At 67.7% G+C, this 18,970-nt stretch carries 14 protein-coding genes and 1 pseudogene; 8 read left to right on the top strand and 7 right to left on the bottom strand.

The window, feature by feature from the left end; translation table 11 throughout:
* Window positions 1-8: 8 nt before the first annotated feature.
* From ACZYZ5_RS06585 to ACZYZ5_RS06600, 4 genes and pseudogenes are all read right to left on the bottom strand, one after another.
* A complete protein-coding gene (locus ACZYZ5_RS06585) occupies window positions 9-1,097 on the bottom strand; it encodes an iron-siderophore ABC transporter substrate-binding protein (RefSeq protein WP_463900234.1) in 1,089 nt (362 codons plus the stop codon).
* 194 nt (window positions 1,098-1,291) lie between these two features.
* Window positions 1,292-4,768: an ATP-binding protein gene (locus ACZYZ5_RS06590; RefSeq protein WP_463900236.1), complete on the bottom strand. Its 3,477-nt coding sequence runs from the start codon at window positions 4,766-4,768 to the stop codon at window positions 1,292-1,294.
* Window positions 4,769-4,995: 227 nt separating this feature from the next.
* A pseudogene (locus tag ACZYZ5_RS06595) lies at window positions 4,996-5,832 on the bottom strand (DUF4194 domain-containing protein); the annotation flags it as partial.
* Between the two features lie 2 nt (window positions 5,833-5,834).
* The gene (locus tag ACZYZ5_RS06600; protein ID WP_463900237.1) at window positions 5,835-7,283 is read right to left on the bottom strand and encodes a DUF3375 family protein; all 1,449 of its coding nucleotides are present in this window, start codon (window positions 7,281-7,283) and stop codon (window positions 5,835-5,837) included.
* A gap of 282 nt (window positions 7,284-7,565) precedes the next feature.
* Here ACZYZ5_RS06600 and ACZYZ5_RS06605 point away from each other — a divergent pair, with 282 nt between their 5' ends.
* The 3 genes from ACZYZ5_RS06605 to ACZYZ5_RS06615 all read left to right on the top strand — a co-directional run bounded on the left by ACZYZ5_RS06605 (window position 7,566) and on the right by ACZYZ5_RS06615 (window position 11,017).
* Window positions 7,566-7,904 (top strand): hypothetical protein, encoded by a 339-nt coding sequence (locus tag ACZYZ5_RS06605; protein WP_463900239.1) that lies wholly within the window; start codon window positions 7,566-7,568, stop codon window positions 7,902-7,904.
* A 64-nt stretch (window positions 7,905-7,968) separates the two neighbouring features.
* Window positions 7,969-9,981, top strand: a complete 2,013-nt coding sequence (locus tag ACZYZ5_RS06610) for an acyl-CoA dehydrogenase family protein (protein WP_463900242.1) — start codon at window positions 7,969-7,971, stop codon at window positions 9,979-9,981.
* Window positions 9,982-10,147: 166 nt separating this feature from the next.
* Complete coding sequence (locus ACZYZ5_RS06615) at window positions 10,148-11,017, top strand: TIGR04086 family membrane protein (RefSeq protein ID WP_463900245.1); 870 nt, start codon at window positions 10,148-10,150, stop codon at window positions 11,015-11,017.
* A 93-nt stretch (window positions 11,018-11,110) separates the two neighbouring features.
* On the opposite strand, the gene ACZYZ5_RS06620 is transcribed toward ACZYZ5_RS06615, so the two are convergent.
* A complete protein-coding gene (locus ACZYZ5_RS06620) occupies window positions 11,111-11,497 on the bottom strand; it encodes a YchJ family protein (protein WP_463900681.1) in 387 nt (128 codons plus the stop codon).
* Between the two features lie 301 nt (window positions 11,498-11,798).
* On the opposite strand from ACZYZ5_RS06620, the gene ACZYZ5_RS06625 reads away from it, so the two are divergent.
* The 4 genes from ACZYZ5_RS06625 (at window position 11,799) to ACZYZ5_RS06640 (ending at window position 15,667) form a co-directional block, all read left to right on the top strand.
* Window positions 11,799-12,512, top strand: coding sequence for a hypothetical protein (locus ACZYZ5_RS06625; RefSeq protein WP_463900247.1), 714 nt, complete (start codon window positions 11,799-11,801; stop codon window positions 12,510-12,512).
* Window positions 12,513-12,552: 40 nt separating this feature from the next.
* Window positions 12,553-13,557, top strand: a complete 1,005-nt coding sequence (locus ACZYZ5_RS06630; RefSeq protein ID WP_463900250.1) for an aldo/keto reductase family protein — start codon at window positions 12,553-12,555, stop codon at window positions 13,555-13,557.
* Between the two features lie 4 nt (window positions 13,558-13,561).
* Window positions 13,562-14,416, top strand: coding sequence for an SDR family oxidoreductase (locus ACZYZ5_RS06635; protein ID WP_463900251.1), 855 nt, complete (start codon window positions 13,562-13,564; stop codon window positions 14,414-14,416).
* A gap of 132 nt (window positions 14,417-14,548) precedes the next feature.
* Window positions 14,549-15,667 (top strand): sulfite oxidase, encoded by a 1,119-nt coding sequence (locus tag ACZYZ5_RS06640; protein WP_463900683.1) that lies wholly within the window; start codon window positions 14,549-14,551, stop codon window positions 15,665-15,667.
* Window positions 15,668-15,721: 54 nt separating this feature from the next.
* On the opposite strand, the gene ACZYZ5_RS06645 is transcribed toward ACZYZ5_RS06640, so the two are convergent.
* Complete coding sequence (locus ACZYZ5_RS06645; protein ID WP_463900253.1) at window positions 15,722-16,498, bottom strand: SDR family NAD(P)-dependent oxidoreductase; 777 nt, start codon at window positions 16,496-16,498, stop codon at window positions 15,722-15,724.
* A 99-nt stretch (window positions 16,499-16,597) separates the two neighbouring features.
* The gene (locus ACZYZ5_RS06650; protein WP_463900255.1) at window positions 16,598-17,422 is read right to left on the bottom strand and encodes a sugar phosphate isomerase/epimerase family protein; all 825 of its coding nucleotides are present in this window, start codon (window positions 17,420-17,422) and stop codon (window positions 16,598-16,600) included.
* Between the two features lie 196 nt (window positions 17,423-17,618).
* Here ACZYZ5_RS06650 and ACZYZ5_RS06655 point away from each other — a divergent pair, with 196 nt between their 5' ends.
* Window positions 17,619-18,956 (top strand): MFS transporter, encoded by a 1,338-nt coding sequence (locus ACZYZ5_RS06655; RefSeq protein ID WP_463900258.1) that lies wholly within the window; start codon window positions 17,619-17,621, stop codon window positions 18,954-18,956.
* Window positions 18,957-18,970: the final 14 nt, after the last annotated feature.

Here is an 18,970-nt window from a genome sequence, read left to right on the forward strand (position 1 = left end):
GAATGTGCTTACTTCACCGCGTCTGCTGCGCTGGCCAGCTGCGGCAGGAACGTGTCCAGCGACCACGGCAGGCTCAGCGGCGAGGAAGCGGAGATGGACAGCGTCAGGGTGTTGTCCGAGTCGGCAACCAGGGTGCCTTTCTTGATGGCCGGGATCTGGCCGAGCAGAGGGTCTGCCTTGATGGAATCGGTGGTGGCTGCGTCTGGAACCCAGGTGACGAAGATGTCGGATTCGAGTTCGTTGGCCTTCTCGGCGGACCACGGGATGAAGAACTCCTTGGAGCCATTGGAATTGTCTTCCACCACGGGGGCCAGCTTCATGCCGATCTCGCTGAGGAAGCGGGGGCGGTTGTCGTTCGCGGTGTAGACGTTGACTCCGTCAGCCGAAGCGGGCTCCAGGTTGCCGTAGATGAAGCTCTTACCTGCGATCTGCGGGTACTTGGAGACCTTTTCCTTGATGGTGGCCTCAGTGTCCGCGACCAGCTTGGTGGCTTCGGCGTCTTTGCCGAGGGCCTTGCCGATGATGGCGGTGGAATCCTGCCAGGAGGTTCCGTAGGCGATCTCGGGGTGGGCCACCACGGGGGCGATTTCGCTGAGCTTCTTGTAGTCCTCCTCCGTGAGGCCGGAGTAGGCACCCAGGATGACGTCCGGGTTGAGCTTGGCGATCTCGGTGAAGTTGACGCCGTCAGCCTCGGAGAACTGGACCGGGGCCTTGTCCGAACCGAAGCCGGCGCCGAGTTCCTCGAGTGCGGCATCCTTCCACGGGGTGGATGCCTTGTCGTTTCCGCCCCATTCGTTCTTCGGGACACCCACGGGAACCACACCGAGGGCAAGCGCCACATCGTCGTTGACCCAGGACACGGTGACGACGCGGGTCGGCTGCTCCTCGATGGTGGTCTCGCCGAACACGTGCTTGATGGTCACCGGGAAAGCGGAGCTGGCCGACTGGCTGGGGGCGTCCGCCGCCGTCGAGCTGGCAGGGCCGGTGGAGCAGGCGGTCAGGGAGAGCGCGACGGCGGCGAGGGCAGCAGTTGCCTGGCCGGAAGCGCGGAGGAAGCGGCGTCTGGGCACAGTGCGCCCCGCGGTAGGGAGAGGCATGGGATTCCTTAGGTCAATGGTGCGAACCTAAGTAAGGCTAGCCTACCCTTGCGGAAATTACGCAAATTTTTCGTAACCTAATAGACGGACCCGGAGCCGCCGCGCCGCTTAAACAGAAACGCGGGGTCAGCTTCGGCCCATCCCGGCGGGGATTACGGACGGGAAGTGACCCCGCGTTGCCGCGGGTTGGAGGGTCAGCGGAGGACGATGTCCACCGGGTTCGCCTCGGAACGCCAGGTTCCCTCGGTGCCGGGCCGCGGGCCGATGACGGGAGCGGTGAGCACGCCGGAACGGTTGGTGCGTTTGTCCCGCAGGATCTCGGTGACCGAACCGAGGTGCCGGGACAGGTCGATCACGTTCTCGGGTGCGGCCAAGAGCAGCTGGAAACCGAACTCATGCAGGGCCTTGATCCCGGCGCCGGCGAATTCCTCCGAAGCCAGCACGAAGGCTTCATCCATCATCACCGTGCCGTAGGTGGTGAAGCCCTGCTCGGCGATGCCCAGCTGGTAGCTCAGCGCCGCGGCCATGATGAACGCGGTGAAGCGCTGCCGCTCGCCGCCGGACATTGAGCCGGTGTCCGCGTGCATAAAGACCTCGGTCTTCTTCCGCCCGCCCTTCGCCGCCCGCGAGCTCTGGACTTCGCGGTGCTCCTTGCATTGGATGAAGAGGTGCCCGCGGACGTCCAGCACTTCGCTGCGCCAGCGCCGGTCCTCGGGGGTCTGCGAGCCGAGCCGCTTCACGAGCGTTTCGAGCGACTTGTAGCGGTTGCCGAGCTCGGCGTCGTCGTCCGCTTCCGCGTCGGATGCACCGGGCGCCGGAGCGGCCGCCTTGCCGGGTCGGGTGTGCCGGACCTTCAGCGCGTTCTGGATCGCGTCCTTGAACTGCTTCGCGGTGGCGGGCAGGGTCTGCTTGATGTCGAGTTCCAGGAAACTGCCCTCATGGAAGTTCACCTCGGAGAGGATCCCGTTGAGCGGCAGGATGCGGCTGCTGATCGAGCGGCGCTCCTCGTCCAGCAGGTGCAGCAGGGTGCTGAAGGACTCGTGCGTGCGCTGGTTGAAGAACTGCCGGAATTCGGCTTCCTGGGCCGGCAGGCCGTCGCTGACGATGGCGTGGTAGCGGGCTTCGAACTCCGCGGCGGCGCCAATCGAGGTGCCGTGGTCCGCGGAAATCGCCGTTCCCCACTCGCGGACGAAGCCCTCGAAGATGCGCGTGAGCCGCTCCGAGGTCGCCTGCCCGCGGGATTCGGCCGCGTGCAGCTCGGCGAGGAGCCGGGTCCGGACCTGGTTGGCGAGGTTGTCCAGTTCGTGCATTTCCAGGACGTCGCCGAAGTCCGCGAAGTACGGTTCCAGCGCCGTGACGGTGGCGTCCGACGGCGGCGCCTGCGCCAGGCGGGCCCGCGCGGCGTCAAGCAGCGCATCGGCGGAGGACAGCTGCGAGTCGACTCCCTTGTATTCGCTCTGTAGGACGGCCGCGGCCTCGGTGCTGGACTGGTGCTTGTGCCGGGCTGCCTCGATGTTGGCCCGCAGCGGTTCCAGATCCGCCTGCGCGGCGAGGGCGTCCTTGAGGCGCTGCTCGATCCGGGCGAGTTCGTCCGCGGCCACGGCGGCCGAGATCTGTTCCCAGGGCCGGTGGTCGTCGGCAACGCGGCGCAGGGCCTCGAGCTGCCGGCTCATCCCCTGGTGCGATTCCTCCCGGCTCTGCGCCAGTTCGGCGGCCGTGGCGAGTTCCTGCTGCAGGTCCTCGACCTGCGCGGCCACAAGCTCCAGTTTGGCCGCGTTGTCGAAACCGAGGACATAGTCCTGCCGGCCGGTGAAGCGGTCGTCCTTTTCCACGGTATGGCGGTTGCGCTTAACCACACCGCCCAGGCTCAGGCCCTTGTCCAGCCGGGCCAGCTCGTCCGGGTCCTCAACGCACGGGAAGGCTAAGTCGAGGGCGATCCGCTCCCGGATCCACCCGCCCGCGTCCGCGGAGGCTCCCGTCGCGAGGATGTCCAGCTTGGTGAGCAGATCGCCGTCGGCTGCATCCTGCACGGCCAGCGCTCCGCCGGCAAGCGGCTTCGAGACGTCCACCGCGCGCAGCGCGCCGCGGACGGAATGGTCGTTGAGGTAGCGGGTCACGGCGCCGAAGTGCTCGCCGGGGACCAGCAGCGTGGTGGCGAGGCTGCGCAGCGCACGCTCGGCGGCCGGCCGCCACTTTTCCTGACCCTCGGCAAGGTCGATCAGCTCGCCGCCGAACGGCATCAGCTCCTCGGGCACGCCGGTGGCCGCCGCGATGGCGCTGCGGTTTTCAATGCTCGACGGCGGCAGCAGGGACTTGCGCGTCCTGAGCGACCCCAGTTCCTGCTGGGCCGCGGCCAGCTCGCGCTTTCTGGTCGCGTGGCCGTCGAACGCCTCGAAGCGCAGCTCCTTGAGCGCCTCCGAATCGTCTTTCAGCTCTGCCGAGCGGGCGGCCGCATGCTCGTGGGCCTGCTCCCAGCCGGCCGCGGACCACTGAAGTTCCAGGCCGGCGTCGGAGAGGGCCTTCCGGGCCGATTCCTCCACCTGCTGGCGGAGCTTGAGCCCCACCCGGGCGTTCTCCAGCGCCTGCTCGATCGCGGAGATCGCGTTGCCGCCCTGGTTGTTGTAGTCCGCCTCGAGCTGCCGCAGCTCCTTGGCCAGGCCGTCCCGGATGCCGCGCTCGGCGCCGAGTTCCTTGGCCTTCGCCTGGGCCAGGTCCTTGAACCGGGCGAGCGTTTTCTCGTGGACGGTGACGGCCAGCTGCTGCCTGTAGGCCCCGAATTCCTCGCCGGCGAGCTCCCGCAGGCGGTTCGCATCCAGCAGCGACTGGGCATACTCCTTGTTCAGCCCCGGGACCGGGGCCAGCTGGTCGCGCTGCTGCCGGACGTCCTCGAGGCGCTGCCGGATCGACATCAGGTTGCTGAATTCCTCGACGACGTCATCGGCGGCGGTCAGCGTGGCGGGCGCGTCCAGGACCTGGTCGCGGAAGAAGTTGTTGACGCTGCCGCCGAGGCCCTTGCCGGCCTGGATGACCCGCAGCAGCGGCAGGGCCTGGTCCGAATTGATCCCGAGCAGGCGCCGGAAGCGTTCCGCGAATGCCTTGTGCACGTCGAAGATCTGGGCGTCCGGGAAGATCACGTCCAGCGCCGATTTGGTGAAGCGCTTCTCCGCGATGCCCTCAATTGCCGTGAGGTCCAGCGGCTTGTTGTCGATCAGGTAGTACCGGCCGACGCTGGACTCCGTGCCGTTCTTGGGCAGGTCGAACAGCGCCGACACGGTCACGCGGGTGCCGGCGGCGTTATCGAAGGTCAGCGCCACGGCGGACCAGGTGGCGCCGGGGCGCTGAAACGCACTCGCCGAGCCTTCCCCGACCGCTTTGTCCCCCACCTTGCCGCGCATGTAGGTGAAGGTGGTCCGCTTGTCCTCGACCGCGCCGCCCGCGCGCTGGGCCGCGGCCTCGTTGGAGCGCGGCCTGGCGTCGAAGACCCGGAGCATCGCGTCGAACAGCGTGGACTTGCCGACGCCCGAATTGCCGGTCAGCAGGGTGCCGTTGCGGTCCACGTGCATCGTGTGGGCCCCATGGAAGGTGCCCCAGTTGACGACCTGGACTAGGGCGAGGCGCATCTGGCCGGGGTTCGTGAGCTCGCCCATCGGGAGCATGGTTGCGATGCTCACTTAGCCGCCTCGGTATCTCCAGTGTGGCTGGGTGACGACGACGGCGATGCCGCCCCCGCCCCTTCGCCGGACGGCTCTGCTGCAAGCAGCGAGCCGTCCGGCTCCGACAGCGGGTCCGGACTTCCCAATGCTCGCAAGCTCGCATCGGGCCCCTCGTCCGGCCCCTTGGATGCCGCTCCCGGGGCGGCATCGCCGTCGTCGTCTTCGTTTGTCAGGTCGCCTTGGGCGTCCGTAGCTGCTGCTTCTTCGCTGTCGTCGTCACCTTCGGCATCGTCCGCCTCGGTGTTCGCCGTGTCGCCGTCGAACTCGAGGAGGGGTTCTGTTCCTGACTGGTCGGTGCTCGCGGCTACCAGGGCGTCGATTTGGGCGGGGATGTCGCCGATGTTCTCGAAGGGGAGGGCCAGGGGGAGGGCGTTGGAGATCGTGTATACCTCGTCCAGGCCGGTGGCGAGGAGGAGCTGGCGGGCCAGGAGTTTGGTGATGGCACGGTTGACGACGTCGGAATCGCGGAGGGCGTCCTGTTGGCCGGCCGGCTGGTAGTGGGCCACGAGTTCGGCGATTTCCTCGCGCGTGATCGTGGGGTCGGTCTGTGCTGTGACGTGGCGGTCCAGGAGCAGGCGCAGGCGGAGCAGCACGATGGTTTCGACCCGGCTCAGGGCCCGCTGCTGGCGCAGGATGCTGGAGCGGGTGCTGCCGCCGATGGCCTCGGGATCCACCGGGCGCAGGACGGCCACTTTGCGTTCGTGGTCCAGCTGCAGGGTCAGGAACAGTTCCGACAGGCGGCTGCGCAGGATCAACTGGTTGTCCAGGAGTGTGGTCCACAGCTTTTCGTCCCGGCCGCCGTCGACGTACGGGCCCTTGAGGAGCTTAACCAGGGCCTGGCGGACCTTCATCGGGAGCACGCCGGTGTCCCCCGGGAAGAGCGCAGCGCCGTCGACGAAGGTGTCGCGCGGGGTGACCGTGAAGGGGTCTGCGTGGACGTGTTGGGCGGGCTCCGCCGCCGCTGCCGCATCTTCGGCTGCCTCGGCCGCGTCTTCCACTGCTGCGTGGGGAAGTTCAGTCATCTTCAGTCCTTCTTGAGCGTGACGACCGGCAGGTACGCGGTGCGCGTGGAGCCGTCGATCTGTTCGAAGTCGAGGGTGTCCCACGCCTCGCGGTCAAAGCCGGCACCTTCGTGCAGGGCGTGGGAGAGCAGGGCGCGGATCGAGTTGATGTGGCGTTCTCCGGGCGGGAGCTGCTCCCAGGCCTCGGCCAGGGTGGAGGCGCCGGCGAACGCGGCGCGGATCGCCGCGGGGCTGGCTTTGCCGGTCCGCGGCGAGCGCACCCGGTCCGAGTCGTTGAAGGCGATAGGGTCGGCCAGCTTGGGCGGGGCGGCGAACTCGTCCGGGTCGAACAGTTTGACCATGGCCAGGGACTCGAAGCCGGCATTGAACAGCACCGGGCCGCTGACCAGTCCGGGGCGTTCGCGCTCGTACGGCAGGGACCGGATGGCCTGTTCGGCCTCCCGGAGAACCTTCCGGAGCCGGACCGACTGGCGGAAGTCGTCGCTCTGGACGTAGGTGTTCAGGCTCTCGCTGAGCTTGCCGTAAATCCGCTGGATCTGGCTGTGCTGGGTCCGCAATTCCGCGACAAGGTTCTTCAGCGTCTCGCGTTCCTCATGGCTGAGGTCATCGGCGAACTGCCTGCTGAGCACCTCGCCGATCGCGGAACGGAACCGCAGCTGCTGTTGCGGATCCTCCAGGAACGCCGTGAAGGAACGGAACGTCCGGCCCTCCGGGCTCTGTCGGAGCCGCTTGTCCGCTTCCAGCACCTGGGCCATCGTGGCGCCCTTGCTGAGGGACTCCTCGATGATCTGGTTGCGGAGCTCGCCCACCAGCTCCTCGATCCGGTCTCGCATCTTCTTGTAGTCCGCGGGCAGGCTCCCTGCGAGGTCCAGGATGTTCCCGGCGGCCTCTACGGCCTCCTCGTCGTCGAGCAGCCCGTCGAAGTCCCCCGAACTGATGTCCTCGATCAGCTGACGCCGTTCGCCGATCTCCTCCTCAAGGGACTCCAGCCGGGCGCTCTGGTCCGGGTTCGTCTCATTGGCGAGCTTCTCGACGTCGCCCAGCAGCGTGCCGAGCCGCGAGCCGTTGAGCGTGGAGCGTTCGCTGGAGAGGCTGTCCAGGAAAGCGATGACACGGGCGGCGGGTTCGGTGACCTCATACACGATCTGCCCGGACTGGTTCCGCCGGGTCAGGAAGTTCTTGCGGGTCCACTCGTCGCCGAACGTCTTCCCGTTGGCGGCGCCGCCCAGGCCCGGGTCCTGGCGGCGGAGCTGTTCCAGGAAGGCGTCGACGTCGGCGTGGAACTGTTCGAGCGGAAGCTGCGGCCGGGTGCGGGTAAAGGACGCCTGCAGCACGGCGATTACCCACGGCGCCGAGCGGGTCAGCGCCCAGGCGGGACCCTTGGTGAGGAGTTCGAGGTCCCTCAGCCGGGCACTGATGGCGTCGGCGGAAGACAGGGCGGAGCGGGACACGCACCCTCCTTACGGCTGCCGTGGGATCTGGACCGGCAGCGGATCAGGAAAACTGCCAGCTACAAGGTTAACGCAGGCCCCGGCTGACATTCCCGGCCGTGCGGCACCGGGCTGCCGAAACCGTCCCGTGAGGCTACCGCAACCGCCCCGTGACCTACGCCCCGGTAGTATTTCGATCCCGTATCAAGAGTCGCGGCACGGGCTGTCGGCTCTGGCTAGCGCACCTCCCGCACCTTACGCTCGGGCTACTGATTCAGCCAAAGCAATGGTGCAGGGGGAAGAATGCAGTTCGACTTAAGCGCAGTGGAAACGGGAACGCTGGTTTTCATCGGGACGCTCGTTTTTGCCCTGGTAATCACACTCTTCATGATGACGGCGTCGTTCGTGGCCCTCGTGCTGGTCGGCGTCGGGCGGCTCGCCTGGATCGTCGCCTCGACTGTGCTGCTGGGCCTTGTCCATGGCATCAACCACCTCTGGGACCGGCTGGTTCACCACGCCTCCACGGTGGAGCTCCCGGGCGACTTCGCCGGTGACTTCGTGGGGGATATCGCGGCGGAGATCATGGGCCAGTCTGCCCCTAGTACCGGCACCTACCCGCGGGTAGTATTGCGGGACAGCTGAAGGGTCCTCCACCCACGGCGGATCCAGGGCTCGAGCCGGTGACCCCGGTTAGAGGAGATGCCCGATGAGCTCCGCCGTTGAGAATCCAGCAACCGACAATCCCGCCGACAGCCCCGCCTCGGATGTCCCGGTCCCGCCCGAGACGATCGGTCCCGACGCCACCGCGGCCGACGCGCGGGCCATCAGCGAAGCCGCCCGCGAGACCAGCTGGGACCGGCCCAGTTTCGCCAAGGGCCTGTACCTGGGCAGCTTTGACCTCAGCCTGATCCACCCCTGGCCGGAAGCGCCGGCGGACGACGTCGAACGCGGGGAAGCGTTCATGGCCCGCCTGACCGCGTTCTGCCGCATAATGTCCGGGCGGACCATCGAACGCGATGCGCTGATTCCGGACGAGTACCTCAAAGGCCTCGCGGACCTGGGGGTCTTCGGCATGAAGATCCCCCGCGACTACGGCGGGCTGGGCCTCTCGCTGGTGTACTACGGGCGGGCGCTGGCGCTGCTGGGCTCCGTGCACCCCAGCCTCGGCGCCCTGATCTCCGCGCACCTGTCCATCGGCGTCCCCGAGCCGGTCAAAGTCTTCGGCACCCCCGCGCAGAAGCAGGAATACCTGCCGCGCTGCGCCGCCGGCGCCATCACCGCATTCCTGCTGACCGAGCCTGACGTCGGCAGTGACCCGGCCCGGATGGGCAGCACCGCCGCCCCCTCGGACGACGGCGAATCCTACGTCCTGGACGGCGTGAAGCTCTGGACGACCAACGGCGTGATCGCCGAACTTGTGGTGGTCATGGCGGTTGTCCCGTCCCGCACCGACGCTGACGGCACGGTCCACAAGGGAGGGATCAGCGCCTTCGTCGTGGAGATGGACTCCCCCGGCATCACGGTGGAAAACCGCAACGCCTTCATGGGCCTGCGCGGCATCGAGAACGGCGTCACCCGTTTCCACAAGGTCCGGGTGCCCGCGGCCAACCGGCTGGGCCGCGAGGGACAGGGCCTAAAAATCGCCCTCACCACGCTCAACACCGGCCGGCTCGCGCTTCCGGCGCTCTGCGTCGGTTCCGGGCGGTGGAGCCTGAAGATCGCCCGGCAGTGGTCCAACGCCCGCACCCAGTGGGGCCGGCCGGTGGGCGAGCATGAAGCCGTAGGCAAGAAAATCGCCTTCATTGCGGCCAGCGCCTTCGCCCTCGACGCCGTCTTCGAGTTGTCCGCCGAAATGGCCGACGCCGGGCAGAAAGACGTTCGGATCGAGGCGGCCCTGGCCAAGCTGTGGTCCACCGAGATCAGCTGCCGGATCGCCGACGAGCTGGTGCAGATCCGCGGCGGCCGCGGCTTCGAAACGGCGGACTCACTCGAGGCCCGCGGCGAGCGCGCTGTCCCGGCCGAGCAGCAGCTCCGCGACCTGCGGATCAACCGGATTTTCGAGGGATCCTCGGAGATCATGAAACTGCTGATCGCCCGGGAGGCCGTGGACGCGCACCTCGCAGCCGCCGGAGACCTCGCCTCCGAGGACGCGAGCCTGTCCGACAAGGCCCGCGCCGCCGTCGGCGCGTCCGGTTTCTACGCGAAGTGGCTGCCCAAGCTCGTCGCCGGAGCCGGCCTGGACCCGCGTTCCTACAGCGACTTCGGCCGCCTCGCGAAGCAGCTGCGCTTCGTCGAGCGGTCCTCCCGGCGGCTGGCCCGGCAGACTTTCTACGGGATGGGGCGGTGGCAGGCAAAGCTGGAGCACAAACAGGCATTCCTGGGCCGGATTGTGGATATCGGGGCCGAACTGTTCGCGATGGCCGCCGCCTGCTCCCGGGCGGAAATGCTGCTGCGGACCTCCCCGGAGAAGGCCGCCTCCGCCTATGAACTTGCCGAGGCATTCTGCGAACAGGCCCGTGTGCGGGTGGATGAATACTTCGACCAGCTCTGGAGGAACACTGACGACGGCGACCACGTGCTCTCCCGCAGGGTCCTGGCCGGCGACTACGAGTGGCTGGAGGCGGGAGTCCTGGATCAGTCCGAAGGCACCGGACCCTGGATTGCCGACGCCAGCCCCCGTGCGTCGGTGAAGGCGAACCTGCACCGGAAGTACCGCTGACAAGGTGCGCAGGGCTGTTCCCCGCCACCCCCTAAATAGTAAGCATCCTTGCTACCTGTGATTGCCCGTGATTAGGTGGACCCGAGGCCATGCACACCGGCCTCCGCATTGCGGTGCCCGGCCCAAACAATGGGCGCGGGTCATTAATTGAAAGTGAGCAGTCCCCATGAGCAACCCAGCAGGCCCCGAAGATCGCACTCCCCGGCGCGCCCGTGACGAGGATGGGGCTGTGAGCCAGGATGCCCGGATCCACGACGCCCGGCGGGATGCTGCCCGCCCCGACACCGGCGGCACCTACGACACCCGCGTCATCCCGACCGGCGCAGCTACCGAGGCACCCACCCGGAGCCATGCCGCGGTCCGCCCGGAACCGACCCGCAGCCAGCCCGTCACCGCCATGCGCCATGACGAGCCCGCGCGTGCCACCCCCGCCGGGAACACTGTGGTCGAAGAGGTTCCCACCCGGGAAACCGTGGTGGCCCGTGAAAGGGAGCAGTTCGGCGGCATCCAGATCGGTTCAGCATTCTTCGGCTGGCTCGCCGCCACGGGCATGGCTGTGCTGCTGACCGCTCTCGTGGCCGCCGCCGGCACCGCCGTCGGCCTCGCCACCAACACGGACGTCAACGCAACGGTCGCCTCCGACAACGAAACCGTGGGACTCGTCGGCATCATTGTGCTGCTGGTGATCCTGTTCGTGTCCTACTTCGCCGGCGGCTACGTCGCCGGCCGGATGGCCCGCTTCAACGGAGCCAAGCAGGGGTTCATGGTGTGGGTCTGGGCCCTCATCGCCGCGGTCGTCGTCGCCCTTCTCGGCGTCGTGGCGGGCCAGCAGTACAACATCCTGGCCCAGCTCAACGCCTTTCCGCGGATCCCGGTCAACGAGGGCGAACTGACCACCACGAGCATCATCGCGGCAGTTGTGGTGGCCGCGGTGGCCCTGGTCGGCGCCGTCCTCGGCGGCACCGCCGGCATGCACTTCCACCGCAAGGTGGATCGAGCCGGATTCGCCCCGGCGGACACCGTCGAGGCACGCTAGGCCGGCAGGCAGCCGTCCACGACCTGCCGGGCGCCGGGCGAACATTGCCCGGCGCCCGGCAGGTGTTTAACCGTCAGGTGCGCTGCCGGCCGTTCAGCCGAACTCGACTGCGTCTGCGTCTGCGTCTGCGTCTGCGTCAACGTAATACCAGCGGCGCTCGACCCGCAGGAAGCGGCTCGTCTCGTGGTGGACTCCGCGGTCGGCGCCGTGCCGGAAGTGGGCCTTGAACTCAACCGTCCCTTCGGTGTCCAGCGGGCCGCCGCAGGACGTGGACAGGATGTCCAGCCGCCGCCACTGCAGGTCCGGATCCAGGTCAAGTTCGGCAGGCCGGGTCTCCGGGTGCCAGGTCCGCAGGAGATAGGCGGCGTCCAGCACAACGAACGCGCTGTACCGGGAGCGCATCAGTTGTTCAGCCGTCGGGGCCTCAGCCAAGCCGTCGTGGAAGCGCCCGCAGCACTCGCCGTACTGTTCCCCGGACAGGCAGGGGCAGTTGCCCCGGAACGGGGCCCGGACAGGCTGGGCATCGGCTCCCGGAGGGGCAGCGGCTGGGGGCGTCACAATTGTCCTTTCCGGAGGCCGGACCACGCCGGCAGGGCTCCTTCCGACTATAGACGCAGGTCCCGCGGGGCTGACACGCCGGAACGGATAACAGCTTTGACACGACTCCGCGAAGAGGCCGCAGGGCTGCGTGTCCACGGGAAAAGTCCGTATGGTTAAGGGGTGTTGTTGCCCGCCGGTTGTGGCGGGAAGCGTCGCCGTAAGGCCAACCAGGAGAGGTGAAATGGAAGATCCGACAACCATCGCGCTCAACCTGACCTTCTTCGGGACCCTGGCAGTGGCGCTCGTCATGTTCTTCGGCCTTTTCCTTGTTTTTGTGGCCACGCTGGTAATCGCGGGCCTCGGCCGGCTGGTCGCCGTGACCGTCGTGGCGGTGGGACGCGGACTGTTCCGGACCGCCGGCCGCACCGCCGGAACAATCCAGCTGAACCGCCCGGCCCGGACCCCCGGGGCCGCCCAAGAGGCCCGGCCGCCGAAAGCCGTTCAACCGGAAAAGGCTGCCAAGCCGGACAAAGCCGCGAAGCCGGACAAGCCCGCCAAGAAGGAACCCGCCCTGTCGCCGGACTGGGCTGCCGCCGTCGCGCAGGCCGATGCCCGCGCCGCTGCCCGGGCCAAGGCGGATGCCGCCCCGGCGGTCAAGGTCTCGGTCCGCGAACTGCCCAGCCCCACGGCTCCGGCACAGGACGTCGCGGCAGTGGCGCCGCTCGTGGAGTCAGCCACGGACCGGAACGGCCAGCTCGGCACCGTCCCGCGGACCTTCAAGAAGGCCCCGATGCCCGCTGCGAAGTCCCTGCTGGACACCGGCTCGATGGTCTCCCTGCACGGCCGTCCGCCGCTGCCCCGGAAGCCCCTGGGCAGGCCCCTGAACGAACAGTCATCCAAGCCCCAAAACAATCAAGAACCCAAGTCGCTGGCCCAGGAGCGCAAAGCCGGCTGAGGCCTTACCCCTGGCAGTCAAGTCGGCTAGGTTGAAATGCATGGAATTCAGGTACCTCGGGAACAGCGGCTTCAAGATTTCGGAAATCACCTTCGGCAACTGGCTCACGCACGGCTCGCAGGTGGAAAACGAGGTCGCCACCCAGTGCGTCCGGGCCGCGCTCGACGCCGGTATCAGCACTTTCGATACCGCCGACGTCTACGCCAACACGGCCGCGGAGACCGTGCTGGGAAAGGCCCTCCGGGACGAGCGGCGTGAGTCGCTGGAAATCTTCACCAAGGTTTTCGGCCCCACCGGACCCAAGGGCCACAACGATCTTGGCCTGTCCCGCAAACACATCCTGGAGGCCATCAACGGCTCCCTCACCCGGCTGCAGACGGACTATGTGGACCTCTACCAGGCCCACCGCTACGACTACGAAACCCCGCTGGAAGAGACCATGCAGGCCTTCGCGGACATCGTGCGGCAGGGCAAGGCCCTCTACATCGGCGTCAGCGAGTGGACGGCCAGCCAGATCCGCGACGGCCACGCCCTGGCCAAGGAACTCGGCTTCCAGCTGATCTCCAACCAGCCGCAGTACTCCATGCTGTGGCGCGTCATCGAGGCCGACGTGATTCCGACGTCCGAGGAACTAGGCCTTTCCCAGATCGTCTGGTCGCCGATAGCGCAGGGCGTGCTGAGCGGGAAGTACCATCCCGGCAGGCCGGCCCCGGAGGGAAGCCGCGCCACGGATTCCAAAGGCGGCTCGAAGATGATCGAGCGCTGGATGTCCAACGAGGTCCTCACCGGCGTGCAGCAGCTTAAGCCCATTGCCGACGAGGCCGGACTTACCATGGCCCAGTTGAGCATCGCCTGGGTGTTGCAGAACCAGAACGTGGCCTCCGCAATCATGGGCGCGTCCCGGCCTGAGCAGATCGAAAAGAACGTGGCGGCCGCGGGCGTGAAGCTGGACGCCGGGATCATGGAGAAAATCGACGCCGCGATCGGCTCGCTTGCCGAACGCGACCCGGCGCAGACCAAATCGCCCGCTTCCCGGGAGGGTTAGTCCCGTGACCGCCGGGCCCTCGCTCGCTGTCACCGGTTCCACCGGACACCTGGGCGGCCTGATGGCCCGGCAGCTGGCCGCCGCCGGCAGCCCGCAGCGGCTGCTCGTGCGCGACCTCGGCCGGGAGCCGGAGTTGGAAGACGCCATCCCTGCCGTCGTCACCTACGCCGATACCGTCCTCGCCAAGGCAGCCCTCGAGGGGGTGGAGACGCTCTTTATGGTCTCCGCCGCCGAGGCCGAGGACCGGCTGCAGCAGCACTGCACCTTTGTGGACGCGGCGGCCGCTGCCGGCGTGCAGCACATCGTCTACACCTCATTCTTCGGCGCGGCAGCGGATTCCATCTTCACGCTGGGCCGGGACCACTTCGCCACCGAGGAGCGGATCAAAGCCTCGGGGATGGACTACACGTTCCTGCGGGACAACTTCTACCTGGACTTCCTGCCGCTGCTGGCAGGCGAGGACGGCGTTATCCGCGGACCGGCCGGGGAGGGCGTCATGGCGGCCGTTGCCCGGGCGGACGTCGCCCGTTCCGCCGTGACGGTCCTCCGGGACCCGGCCCTGCACATGGGCAGAACCTACGACCTCACCGGGCCCGAGGATCTCTCCCTGGCCCGGGCCGCGGAACTCCTCACCGCCGGCACCGGCCGGACCATCACGTTCCACAACGAGACGCTTGAGGAGGCCTACGCCTCGCGGGCCTCCTATGGCGCCCCGCGCTGGCAGATGGACGCCTGGGTGAGCACTTACACGGCGATCGCCGCCGGCGAACTCGCCGGCCCGACGTCGGCCGTGCACGAGCTCACCGGCCGCGAACCGCTGGGACTGGCGCAGTTCCTGGCCAAGTCGCACACGATTTAGTCGCCCGGCGGGCGGCTGCCGGACCGGCCCAGTATTGACGGCTTCCGGGCTGCGGCGTAGACCTGAAGACAGGTGTCACCGGTCCCAAACCGGGCTGGTCCGGAGCAGAATCGCAGTGCCATGCCAAAGCAAATGTCCCGACACTCGTCCATCCTGAAGACCCCGCGGCACGGCCGGAAGCTCACGCCGCACCCCGGCGAGCCGAGCCACGGTCCCCTGACGGCAGAGGAACTGCAGCTCGCCGCGCGGAACCACTCCATGCCGCTGGAGGCCCTGCGGCATGACACCACCCCGCCCGGGCTGCACTACCTGCTGAACCATTTCGATATCCCGTTCATCGATGCCGAGCAATGGCACCTGCGGATCAGCGGCGCCGTGCAGCGTTCCTTGGAGTTGAACCTCAAGGCGCTCCGCCGGTCGCCCAGGATCAGCATCCCCGTGACCCTGGAATGCGCCGGCAACGGCCGCTCGCTGCTGCGGCCCCGCCCGGTGAGCCAGCCCTGGCGGCTGGAGGCCGTCGGCACCGCCGTCTGGACCGGGGTTCCGCTCGCCTACTTGCTGACCCAGGCCGGGGTGGAGGACGATGCTGTGGAGGTGGTGTTCACCGGCGCCGACAGCGGGATCCAGGGTGGCGTCCGGCAGCAGTACGCCCGGAGCCTTCCGATAGCGGAAGCCCTGCGGCCCGACATCGTGCTGGCCTACCGGATGAACGGCAACGACCTGCCGCCGCAGCACGGCTACCCGCTGCGGTTGGTGGTCCCCGGCTGGTACGGCATGGCGAGCGTCAAGTGGCTCTCCTCGATCAAGGTGCTCACCAAGCCGTTCGACGGTTTTCAGCAGGCGGTCGCGTACCGGTACCAACAGGATGCTGACGACGCCGGCACCCCCGTCACCTGGATCAAGGTCCGCTCGCTGATGGTCCCGCCTGGCGTCCCGGACTTCTTCACCCGCAGCCGGATCGTGCCGGCCGGGCCGGTGCTGCTGACCGGCCGGGCCTGGTCCGGGGAGGGCTCGGTGCGGCGCGTCGAGGTGGGGATCGACGGCAAATGGACGCCGGCGCATCTGGAACATCCGGCCGCGCCCTTCGCCTGGTGCGCCTGGTCCCTGCCCTGGGTGGCTGACCCCGGCGAACACGAGTTGGCCTGCCGCGCCACGGACGCCACCGGTGCCACCCAGCCGCTGGAGCAGGCCTGGAACTACCAGGGCATGGGCAACAACGTGGTGCAGCGGGTCAAGGTGACGGTCGAGTAGGCGCTCACGCTCAGCAGCCGTCGAAGTCGGTAAGCACCTGGATCTTGAACCCTGCTAGTGGATGTGGCTTCCGCCGTTGATGTCGATGGTGGTTCCGGTGAGGTAGGCGGATTCCTCGGAGGACAGGAAGGTGATGACGGCCGCGATTTCCTCGGTGGTGGCGTTGCGGCCCAGGGGGATGCCGGCGTTGATGGCGGCTTCCTGCTCCTCTGTGCTGCCCACGCGGATGTTGGTGTCCACGGCGCCGGGGGTGATGGCGTTGACCGTCACGCCCGTGGCGCCGATTTCGCGGGCCAGCGCCTTGGTGAGGCCCAGGATCGCGGCCTTCGCAGCGGAATAGGGGACCTTGCCGAAGACGCCGCCGCCGCGCTGGGCGGACACGGAGGACATGTTCACGATCCGGCCCCAGCCGCTGGAAATCATGTCCGGCAGGAAGGCCTTGGTGACGAGGTAGGTTCCGGTGGCGTTGACGTCCATCACCTTGTGCCAGAGCACGAGGGTGGTTTCCAGGAACGGGACGGGCGAGGTGATGCCGGCGATGTTGGCCAGGGCGCCGACCGGGGGAAGGTTGCCGGCACTGACTTCGGCGGCGACCGCCCGGTAGGCGGCGTTGACGGAGTCCTCGTTGGCGACGTCGATCTGGTGGCCGAATGCGGGAACGTTGAATTCGTTGCCGATGTCGGCGGCGACCTTGGCGGACTTCTCGCCGTCGAGGTCCAGGATCACCACTCCCCACCCCTGGCTGGCGTAGCGGCGTGCGGTGGTGATGCCGATGCCGCGGTCCGAGGTGGCTCCGGTCAGGACGGCGGTGCGCCGGGTGGTGTTGCTCATGATGCTCCTTGAATGGTGTGTTGTGACTTTTGCTGGGATCGATTGCTCCGTAACTGCCGTTTTGAGGGCTCATAACGGCAGTTACGGAGCAGTGGGTGGTCAGATGAGACCGGTGATGAAACTGGCGGCCTTGGCGGCCGCGGCCGGGCGTTCCTCGTGGGTGACGTCCCGGGTCTCAAGTTCGAGCGAGAAATGCCCGGTGTAGCCCTGTGCCGCGAGCCGACGGAGTCCCGCGGCGAAGTCCGCGTGGCCGTTGCCGATGCTGAGGTTGATGTTCCCCGGGGCGGCGTCGCGAAGGTGGACGTGCGAGATCCGCCCCGTGTGGCGCCGGAGGTACTCGAGCGGGTCCTCGCCGGCGGCCACGATGTGGCTGAAGTCCATGACGATTCCGACGCCGGACCCGGCCAGCCGCTGGGCGAGCAGTTCGGCACGCTCGAGGTTCCAGCAGAACCGGAGGAAGTGCAGCGATTCGGTCCAGACCTCGACGCCGAACCCTGCTGCGCGCTGTCCGGCATGGATCAGCCCGGTAGCGACAGCGTCCAGGTCCTCCTCAAGGCTCCGGACCGGTTCGTGGCTGAGGGCTCCACAGGGAAGGACCAGCGCCCTGGCTCCGGTGTCGGCCGTGAGGGTGAGCAGCGCCGTCAGGTGCCGTTCGCGGGCCGCCTCCCCGGCGGCGTCGAGTACGGCGTTGAGGTCCCCGATGTCCCCGTTGACCGAGCGCACCCGGAGTCCGGAGGCTGCGACCTCGGCTGCCACGAGCGCGACGGCGGCCAGGTCCAACTCGTAGGGGACGTGGTCACAGACACCGGGGAGGGCGCCCAAGTCGATTTCCTCGAAGCCGAGGTCCGTCATGGTGCGGAGCGCCGTGGACAGGTCCTGGTGCCGGAAGCTGATGGACGAGCAGCCGAGTCGGGAGTTGAACATCGTCGTTGATCCTCTGGTCATGCCCGGGGGCGGTGGGGTTGCAGACCACCCTACGGAATTTCATTGTCAACAGTCAACCCTTGAAGTTGACTGTTGACAATGATGTATGGCGCGGGTCACACTGAATTGCATCAGTTGTTAACAGTCGACAGCACCGAGCGGCACCGCTTCGGTTGCAAATCGAAAGGGATTCACCATGAGCAACGAAGCTCTGAAAATGCGCGGGCCGGTCCACGGCACCAAGGACGCAAAGCGGGTCGCCGTCGGATCCGGCGTCGGCGCGGTGATCGAGACTTATGACTTCATCGGTTTCGGCACGGCGGCTGCCCTGTACTTCGGGACGGCGTTCTTCCCCACGGGCGACCCGGTCACGGGAACCCTGGCCGCTTTCGCCACCCTGGGCGTCGGCTTCGCCGCCCGGCCCATCGGCGGCATCATCGGCGGGCACCTCGGCGACAAGGTGGGCCGCAAGCCCGTCCTGGTGGCCTCGCTGATCCTCATGGGGGTGGCCACGTTCATGATCGGTCTGCTGCCCACTTACGAGCAGGTGGGCCTGCTGGCCCCGGCCCTGCTGGTGTTCGTGCGCATCGTCCAGGGCCTGGCCTTCGGCGCCGAGTGGGGCGGCGCGATCCTGATGAGCTACGAACACGCCCCGTGGAAGTCCAAGGGCAAGTACACCGGCATCGTGCAGGCCGGCTTCCCGGTCGGGCTGCTGCTGGCGAACCTGGTCTTCCTCGTCAGCGTGAACCTCGGCGGCGAACTTGCCTGGCGGGTGCCGTTCCTGGCTAGCATCGTCCTGGTCGCCGTCGGCCTGATAATCCGCGCCAAGGTCCCCGAGTCCCCCGTCTTCGACGAGGTCAAGGAAAGCGGCTCCATCGTCAAGTCGCCGATCACCGAGGTCATCAAGACCGACTGGCGCAACATCGTCAAGGGCATCGGCCTGCGCATCGCCGAGACCGCCGGGTACGCCGTGTCCATCACGTACATGATTTCCTACCTCCACACCGAGCAGCTCGCGGATAAGACCCAGACCCTGGTGGCCCTGTGCATCGCCTCGGCCATCGGCATCTTCGCCACCCAGGCCTGGGCCCGGCTCACGGACAGGATCGGCCGCCGGCCACTCTACATCTGGTCCTGCGCGTTCGCCCTGCTGTTCGGCATCCCGATGTTCCTGCTGGTCAACACCGGCATGTTCATCGCCATCATCATCACCGTCGCCATCTCCTACGCCGTGTGCCAGAACTCCCTCGCCGGTGCCCAGGGCGCCTGGTTCCCGGAACTGTTCCAGGCCAAAACCCGCTCCTCCGGGGCCTCACTGGCCTACCAGATCTCGGCCATGGTCTCCGGCTTCACCCCCTTCGTCACCACGCTGCTGTTCGTCAGCCTGGGCTGGATGGGCCCGGCCCTCCTCTTCAGCTGCTACGCAGCGATCGGCCTCTGGGCCGCCCTCGTCACCCGCGAAACCTGGGGCAAGCGCGAACGGCAGCTGGCAGATGAAGCAACCAAAAGCACCCCCTCACGCGTAGACGCCTAACCCGCACCGCCACT

It is taken from the genome of Pseudarthrobacter ribosi, assembly GCF_055412865.1.